Below are 8,418 nucleotides of genomic sequence, written 5' to 3' on the forward strand. Positions count from 1 at the left end.
AAAAAATAGTTATTTATTTAACCAATGCTTACAGACAGTCAAAAACAACTCATACAGTCCACTTATCGCAAGTTTACTTCTAGGGAAGGATTCCGCCCGCGATATGGGCAAAGAGTAATGATTGCCGAGATAGCAAAATATTTAGGCAGCATTAAAGAAGATGATCAGGGTGCACGAAAGTCCGACCCAGCAGTATGTGTTGTCGAGGCAGGAACCGGCACTGGAAAAACGCTTGCTTACAGCATTTCAGTGCTCCCTCTTGCTTTAGCGCAAGGTAGAAAAGTTATCGTTTCTACCGCTACAACCGCTTTGCAAGATCAGGTCATGAGCAAGGACCTACCTGAGCTAGCGAAATACTCCGGCCTTGATTTCAACTATGCCCTGGCAAAAGGTCGGGGTCGTTACCTTTGTCTGAGCAAGCTGGATCAACAGCTTGATAATGCCAATAGCGATACTACTGCGTTACCGCTATTTCTAACCCAGGAAGATAGCGTTTCTACCGATAAATCTGAGCTAGAGGTGTATCTATCTAAATACGCTTCAGGAGCTTGGGATGGCGACAAAGATACCTGGGAAAGCGTGATCGAACCTGAAGTTTGGCGCAGTCTATCGACTGATAATCAGCAGTGCAGCAAGCGCCGTTGCAGCTATTTTAATTCTTGCCCTTATTATGAAAGCAGAAAGACCTGGGACAATGCTGACATTGTCGTGGTTAATCATGATCTTTTGTTATCAGATCTGGCTTTGGGTGGTGGCGTTATATTGCCAGCACCCGAGCAGTCTATTTTGGTACTGGATGAAGGGCACCATTTGGCAGATAAGGCACTCAATCATTTTACGGTTCAAGGCGGTCTTAAAAGTACCGATAACTGGCTCAAGGTGCTTAGCAAAGCAATGGTGGAGCTTTCACCTTATTTATCGCAGGGTAATTTTCTTCACAAAAATATTGAGGATATTTCCTTGGTATCTACTCAGCTACATGACTGGATTACACGTACTTATGATTACCTTGCTCAGGAAATTCAATGGGATGAAGAAGACAATAATAGTGTCAAACGATTTCGCTTCCCACAGGGAGTTATACCCGAAGCGCTTTTAGATGCAGCGCAAGAACTAAAAGTTTTGTTTGCGAGTTTATGTCGTTTGCTTGACGATATTCGAAACGAAATGAACAAAGTTGTTGATGAAAAATCAGATTGCGGTTTATCTCGAGAAGAAGGGGAGCAATGGTTTCCTGTTATTGGTGCATTGTGTGACAGAGCCGAAGGTTTGCACGCGCTTTGGATGTTCTACGGAAAAGTTGAAAAAGAAGGTGCGCCGCCGAATGCGCGTTGGTTAATGCTGCGTGAATATGAAAACGCTGCCGATATTAGCTTGCATGGTAGCCCATTAAGCGCGGGTGGCTTGCTTCACGAAGCGTTGTGGAAAAAGTCTTACGCAGCAATATTAACCTCCGCAACATTAACAGCGCTTGGCAAGTTTGACCGACTTGCTCACAAAGCAGGTTTACCCGCTGATAGTGTTTATCATCGAGTGCAAAGCCCGTTTGACTTTAATCAAGTTGCCAAGCTGGTAATTCCTCCAATGACATCGTCAGCTTCAGACCCTGAACAGCACACTCAGGAAATATCCTCAAATCTGGCAAACTGGATTGGTGATGATCAAGCTGTATTAGTTTTATTCAGCTCTAGAAAGCAAATGAATGACGTGCTTTATCAAATAGACCCGGTCTTACGCAAAGATATTATGACCCAAGACGAATACTCAAAGCAGGAGCTGGTAAACAAACATAAAGCGCTTATAGATTCTTCAAAGCGAAGTATTTTGTTTGGCTTGGCTTCCCTCGCTGAAGGGATTGATTTGCCAGGCAATTACCTTACGCATGTTGTTATTGCCAAAATACCGTTTTCTGTGCCTAACGACCCTTTAGAGCAAAGCATTAGTGAGTGGCTCGAGGCGCAAGGTCGAAACCCGTTTATGGAAGTGACCGTGCCAGATGCCAGCCTTAAGTTGATTCAAGCTTGTGGTCGTTTGATTCGGACGGAGAAAGACACCGGCCAGGTGACGATTCTTGATAATCGGCTGCTCACCCGTCGTTACGGTAATCTCTTGATCAATTCATTGCCGCCATACCGTCGACAGTTTGGCTAAGCAAACCTGCTGAATCTATAAAATTTAGGCAAAAAAAAGCGGCGGATGATGCCGAACTATCATCTCGCCGCGTTCACAAGTCGGGCCTTGTAGGGAAGCCCTGATCGGAAAACTAATACCTGAAAGACGCAAACATCGCTAAGTAAAAGGCCTGAAGTTTTTACTTAGTACTGCTTGTTTCGATGAGTTTATAATAGGGCTTAGTCAGGCTTAATTAGATCGTCCATAAGGCTTACGCCTAGGCTTAAGTGATATAAAGTGTGATGCGCATCACACTTTATGATCTCGTATATTAGATCAGACCAATGCTTCGTGCTTTTGATAAAGCCTCTGTACGACTCTTTGCTTCTATCTTTCCATATAGGTTGCGAATATGTGCTTTGACGGTGGCCGGTGCGAGGCTTAGCTTCTGAGCGATCTCTTTGTTTGCTAAGCCCTGATCAATCAGGCCGAGCACTTCAAGTTCGCGCGAGCTAAGAGGTTCTAGCAATTGCTTATTGCTCTCCAATGCTGCTGCGCCAGGCAGTTCATCTTGTTGAACAGGCTTGGTCTCATTGCTTAATCCTAATGTTGCGCTCAATTTCTGCAAATAGCTGTCAGGTATGCTGGGATCAGCACCCAGTGCTAGAACCGGAAGAAGCTCAACAGCCTCATTGGTGTAAACAGAGATGAAGCCGTCCTGTGATGCGAGATGTAATGATTCTTTAATTGCTTCTTCGGCTTCTTTTGAGTTGTGGAGGCTATGGTAGATTGAGGCAGAAAGGTTCAATACTTGAATCAGGTTGTATACATGGTGCTTAGAACGAGTCTGTTCAGCAAGACGGTTAATTACTTCCAATGCAAGTTTATAATTACTTTGCGCCGCAAAAATCCGTGCTTTTGTTAGGTTAATATCCTCATAGTTTAAGGGGACAGCATTAATGCTTTCTTCGTTTAGTTCATTTATCACAAATTGAGCTTTCTCTATCATCCCCATTGATAAAAGGCAGCGAGCCTTTAGTGCGATGATACTTGGTGGAGTGAAAACGATGGAGTCTCGTTTGTGCTGATAGGTATGCCATGCATCATCCAAGCATTCGATAGCATCGACATATTTGCCCTGTGCAAAATAAAGCATTGCTTGGGTGTACTGAATGATTATGTGCTGGCCTGGCTCTGTCCCAATTTCCAAATGTCGTAGCAAGGGGTTGATGTACGACTGAGCGATAGTAAATTCGGCTTTCTCTGTATATATCAATGCCAAGGCACTATTTTGCCAACAAGAAATTATTCTAGGTTGAGAGCTGTCGTGATAGCTATCGATCCATTGTTGGTTAATAATCCCGGTTTCTAACGCTTTTTCAAGATTACCTTGGTAAAAATAGATCCATCCAAGCAGGCCGCTGCTTGATAGCACCGTGGTATATTTCTTCTCTCGCTTGCCATGCTCAATTGCTTCGCTCAAAGCAGCTTCCGCAGACTCCAGGTCACCGACAGCGAAGCTATCAAGACCAATTCCGTAATAGGTGACGGATTTAAGGGGCATCTTGGTTGTATCGAGCTCTTTCAGAACATCTTTAGTTAATTGTCCTGCGCTCTTTAGGTCTGACTGGCTGCGAGCCAGATAGGCCCGAATAAGCGAGATCTCACTATGTAAGTCAATTAATTCACTTGCGCTAGTTTCAATGCAAAGCAAGCGTTGCTTATCAATAAGGAGTTCCAGCTCTTCTAGCAAAGGGGCAATCACTTCAATTTTGTTACTGAAGAACAATGCCCAGATCTTAAGCATAATCGCGCGGGGAGACTGGCTAAATAGCTTTTCGGGTACTTTTCGAAGCCACTCTAAAACGAGTAAGTGATGCCCTTCATGTATTAGGTTGTTACCATTTTTTTCAAGCAATTGTATTAAAAGATCCCAATCTTGAAGTTGAACAACTTGCTCTATCGCTTCATGGGCTTGTTCATGCGTGACAAGCCACTCAATAGCGCTTTTCTGCAATGTTTCTAGAAGTGTTGGTTGCTCTACTTTAATTTTTCGAAGGAGCGACTCTCTAAACATCTCATGATAACGGTACCAGCTATGTTCATTATCTAAGGGGGTAATGAAGAGGTTTGCTCTATAAAGGTGGTCAAGTATCTTCGCAGAACCCTGGATATTAAGCATCGAGTCGCAAAGCTGCGCGTTTAAGCGGAGTAAACATGAAGACCTCAATAAGAAGTCTGAAACATTTTGCGGCTGTTGAGAGAGAATTTCACTCACAATATATTCGCTCAGATGCCTATCATCTGAAAGAAGCCTATCTACAGATATGAGCGACTGGTCAGCCTTGGGAGTGGAGACGGCGGATAGCGCTGCAAGTTGTAATGCGGCTATCCAGCCCTCACTGGATGCAAACAAGGAGTCTACTTGCGCATCACTTAACGATAGATTCATATAATCAAGAAGAAAAGCTTTAGATTCTTCAATAGAGAAGGCCAAGTCTGATGATTGTATTTGGTCTACCCAGTTTTTTACACTCCAACGAGAGATCGGAAGCGAAGGTTCGAACCTGCATGTGATGATAATTTGAACAGAAGGTGGCAGAAAATCGACAAAGTAGGCGAACTGGTTCAGGCATTCCTTACTATCAATGTTATGAAAGTCATCTAAGACAATATCAAGGTGCTCATTATGGCTAGCCCATTCATTCAACTCATTAATTATCGAAGTGACAGCGCCCTCAATGTGAGCTGAATCGTCCCGAAGCAGTGTCTGTGCTTCTTCTCCGAATTCAGAAATAGAGCTTTGAAGCGCTCCAAGAAAATAACGCCAAAATCTCAGTGCCTGATTGTCGTTCTGATCAAGTGATAGCCAGCAGTGTTTTGATTTACTGTGATGTAGCCACTGCGAAACAAGGGTTGTCTTACCATAGCCTGCAGGTGCAGAAACCAACACCAGCTTTCTGCCACTCCGAAGCTCAAGCCGCTCTAGTAGGTGCTTTCTTAAAATACTGCTTGGGTTATATGGCGGTGATAAGAACTTTGTTTTAAGTAGATTAAATGTTGGCGACATAGCTTCAACTGTATTTGTGTTGTGCGTTATTGGCTAAAAGATCGCGTATTTTACCCCAATAATCAATAGGATGCTGGCTAATATTGGCTGCAATATTTCACTTGGTAGTTTTTTGCTCAATTTTGAACCAAAGTGAATGGCAGGAATAGACCCAACTAGCAGGGAGATTAAAAGAACGAAATCCACATTACCAAGCTGCATATGTCCCAACCCGGCTATGAGCGTAAGCGGTACCGCGTGGGCAATATCAGTTCCGATGATAGTAACGGGGTTTAAGCGTGGATAAAGCATCATCAAAACTGCTGCACCAAATGCGCCAGCCCCAACAGACGTTAGGGTTACACAAATACCGAGAATAAACCCTGCAAATACAGTTAATAAGCCTTGGTATTTTTTAAGCTTATGACGCTCATTACTGCTTAGATTAAATGAACGGGTAAGGCGAGGTTTTATAAGAATTACCAGGGCGGTCATTATTAACATACAGCCAAGCACAGTTAATAAGATGTGTTGATAGCTGGACGGATCACCAAAGTGGTTCTTCAGCATGTAGACTGTAACAAGTGAAGCCGGGATACTGCCTAAGCCTAATCTAAATACTATCTGCCAGTTAACAGTAGACTGTTTCGCATGCGAAATTACACCGCTCGCCTTTGTTGCGGCGGCATAAATTAGATCCGTTCCAATGGCGATATGAGTCGGGAAACCGAAGAGTATAAGAAGCGGCGTCATTAAGGACCCGCCACCGACACCCGTCACCCCAACCGCAAAACCAACACCGGCTCCGGCAAGCACGTACGTAATAAAATCACCTAAAGCAAGAAATTCCATGATTATGGTCTAATATAGATAGGGAAATACAAGGCTTAGTTAATCAAATGGCCGTTTTTGAGGCCTTGCTGTTGATAACACTTCGAGCCAAATTGAACTTAGACAGCACATTAAACAAAGCTGTGCGCACCAATTTGATGCTATTTCTCATACTATAGCTAAGTTTTTTTATTTCCAATAAGAATATTTAGCTATAGCTTTATATCATTTTGGTGTAACCCGATCCTGTCTGGAGATAATAATGAAATTACAACAACTCCGTTATATATGGGAAGTCGCTCATCACGACTTAAATGTTTCTGCAACTGCACAAAGCTTATACACCTCTCAGCCCGGTATAAGTAAGCAGATTCGTTTGCTAGAAGACGAGCTGGGGGTAGAGATTTTCTCTCGTAGTGGTAAGCACCTAACACGGATAACACCCGCAGGCGAAGCGATACTGAAAGTTGTTGGCGATGTGCTTGGAGAAGTCGAAAGTATTAAAAAAATTGCTCAGGAGTTTAATAATGAGCACAAAGGTGACTTGTCGATTGCTACTACACATACACAGGCGCGCTATGTCCTGCCGACGGTAATTAGTCGATTTATGAATAGCTTTCCCGATGTTTCATTGCATATGCACCAGGGAACACCTGCTCAAATTTCCGAACTTGCCTCAGATGGCACCGTGGATTTCGCAATTGCGACTGAGGCGCTCGAGCATCATCCAGACTTAATCATGATGCCTTGCTATTCTTGGAATAGAATCGTTATCGTGCCTAACAATCACCCGCTTGCTTCAGATAGTGATATAACATTAGCCAAGCTAGCTGAATTCCCGATTGTCACCTATGTGAAAGGGTTTACCGGGAGGTCCAAGCTTGATGCTGCCTTTTCAGAGGCTGGATTATCTCCAAATATTGTCTTTACTGCGTCCGATGCCGATGTCATAAAAACTTATGTGAAACTCGGTTTGGGTATCGGGATCGTAGCATCCATGGCTTACGACACTCAAAAAGATGTCGGCTTGACTGCGATTGATACCGACCGACTGTTTGAGGCAAGTGTTACCAATATCGGATTCAGGAAGGGGACCTTTATGCGCGGCTTTATGTATGAGTTCCTACAACAGTTTGCACCTCATCTTACTCAGAAGGTTGTCGAGGAAGCATGCTACCGCCATATGCATCGTCAGGACGTTCAAGAAATGTTTGAAAATGTTAAGCTCCCGCGCTACTAAGAAGCATGGCTTAACATGAAGGCGCCTTAGTTGTACTCGAGTGCTGTAGGGTTGAGGGCTAGCAAGAAACTTTCAAGGTTGTCAGCCAACTCTTTATAATCTTTTCGACCTGGGCGCTCTAAAATGACTTTCCCGCTATGATTTTCAATACTTACAACTTCATTGCTGTCGGTGCAGCCGATAAATAGCGTTAAGCTCTGTTTGTTCTTAAGCTTCGCGAAACAGTGTCCGAGTATATTTTCTTTTAGACGCTCCTGATCTTCTTCGTTCCACGTTTGTATTAACGCAAAATCAACTAAAGGGTGCTCTACACGCATTCCGTTCGCCCAGTAGCTTTCGAAGAAGGCGTGGAAATCGGGATGGAATTTGGTCTCGAGCGCATCTTCAAGGCTTGCAAAGATATTCCCTGATCTCTTTTCCTTATGGCGCCAGTAATGACAGTCTTTGACGATACTAACTGCGCAAGGCGAGGGCCAGATCGGGTCGCATTGAAAAGAGGGTAAGCCGAGTTCATTAGCATTATGAAAAAGATTTTCGTAACGGGTTAGTATTGAATCGAGCGCTAAAAAAATCTTATCCATTATAATTTAATAAAGCCTAGTTCTTGATGTGTACTCGTGGGAGTGATTGTTGGTCTACAGATATCTTATCAATTGGGGCGATTACAGTCGACTCACCATTTACCACGACTTCACCATCTTGATTACTAACGTCACACTGAAACAACACTCTATGGTTTTCGAGCTTTTGGAGTACAGTGAGCTTTACCGTCAGCGTGTCTCCCAGCTCTACTTTTCGCTTAAAGCTTAGGTTTTGGTCCAGGTAGATACTTCCAGGCCCAGGAATGACTTTGTCGAAAGCGGTTGAGATAAGTGAGCTAGCCCACATGCCATAGCCGACTGTATCGTCATATACATTCTTTTTCGCAGCATCGACAGATAAAGCACTCAGCGGCATTTCGCCATTAGTCGCAGCAAATAAAACCAAATTCTCATCACTTAATGTTTTAGTAAATGTGGCATAATCGCTGACTCTTAATTCGTCATAGGTAATGTTTTCAAGTACGCGCATAACTTCTTAGCTTCTATAGTTTTGAATTAATTTTCTTTACAACTAATTTTGACAGAATAGTTTTAAGGTTCGTCTATTTAGAATAGGCTAGAATCCGTACGAATCAAAAACTTAG

At 43.4% G+C, this 8,418-nt stretch carries 6 protein-coding genes; 2 read left to right on the forward strand and 4 right to left on the reverse strand.

The window, feature by feature from the left end; translation table 11 throughout:
* Nucleotides 1-24 precede the first annotated feature (24 nt).
* Nucleotides 25-2,151 (forward strand): ATP-dependent DNA helicase DinG, encoded by a 2,127-nt coding sequence (gene dinG / locus A3756_RS18230; protein ID WP_068554182.1) that lies wholly within the window; start codon nt 25-27, stop codon nt 2,149-2,151.
* Between the two features lie 292 nt (nt 2,152-2,443).
* Here the strand turns inward: dinG and A3756_RS18235 are convergent, their stop codons facing one another.
* Together A3756_RS18235 and A3756_RS18240 are read right to left on the reverse strand one after the other, a co-directional pair.
* Nucleotides 2,444-5,182, reverse strand: coding sequence for a LuxR C-terminal-related transcriptional regulator (locus A3756_RS18235; protein WP_068510265.1), 2,739 nt, complete (start codon nt 5,180-5,182; stop codon nt 2,444-2,446).
* Between the two features lie 33 nt (nt 5,183-5,215).
* A complete protein-coding gene (locus A3756_RS18240) occupies nt 5,216-6,013 on the reverse strand; it encodes a sulfite exporter TauE/SafE family protein (RefSeq protein WP_068510263.1) in 798 nt (265 codons plus the stop codon).
* Nucleotides 6,014-6,254: 241 nt separating this feature from the next.
* Between A3756_RS18240 and cysB the strand changes: the two genes are divergently transcribed.
* Complete coding sequence (cysB, locus tag A3756_RS18245) at nt 6,255-7,232, forward strand: HTH-type transcriptional regulator CysB (RefSeq protein ID WP_068510261.1); 978 nt, start codon at nt 6,255-6,257, stop codon at nt 7,230-7,232.
* A gap of 26 nt (nt 7,233-7,258) precedes the next feature.
* On the opposite strand, the gene syd is transcribed toward cysB, so the two are convergent.
* Complete coding sequence (gene syd / locus A3756_RS18250) at nt 7,259-7,813, reverse strand: SecY-interacting protein (protein ID WP_068554184.1); 555 nt, start codon at nt 7,811-7,813, stop codon at nt 7,259-7,261.
* 16 nt (nt 7,814-7,829) lie between these two features.
* On the reverse strand, nt 7,830-8,303 hold the full coding sequence (locus A3756_RS18255) for a hotdog domain-containing protein (RefSeq protein ID WP_068510682.1): 474 nt from the start codon (nt 8,301-8,303) through the stop codon (nt 7,830-7,832).
* Nucleotides 8,304-8,418 lie beyond the last annotated feature (115 nt).

Source organism: Oleiphilus sp. HI0086 (assembly GCF_001635225.1).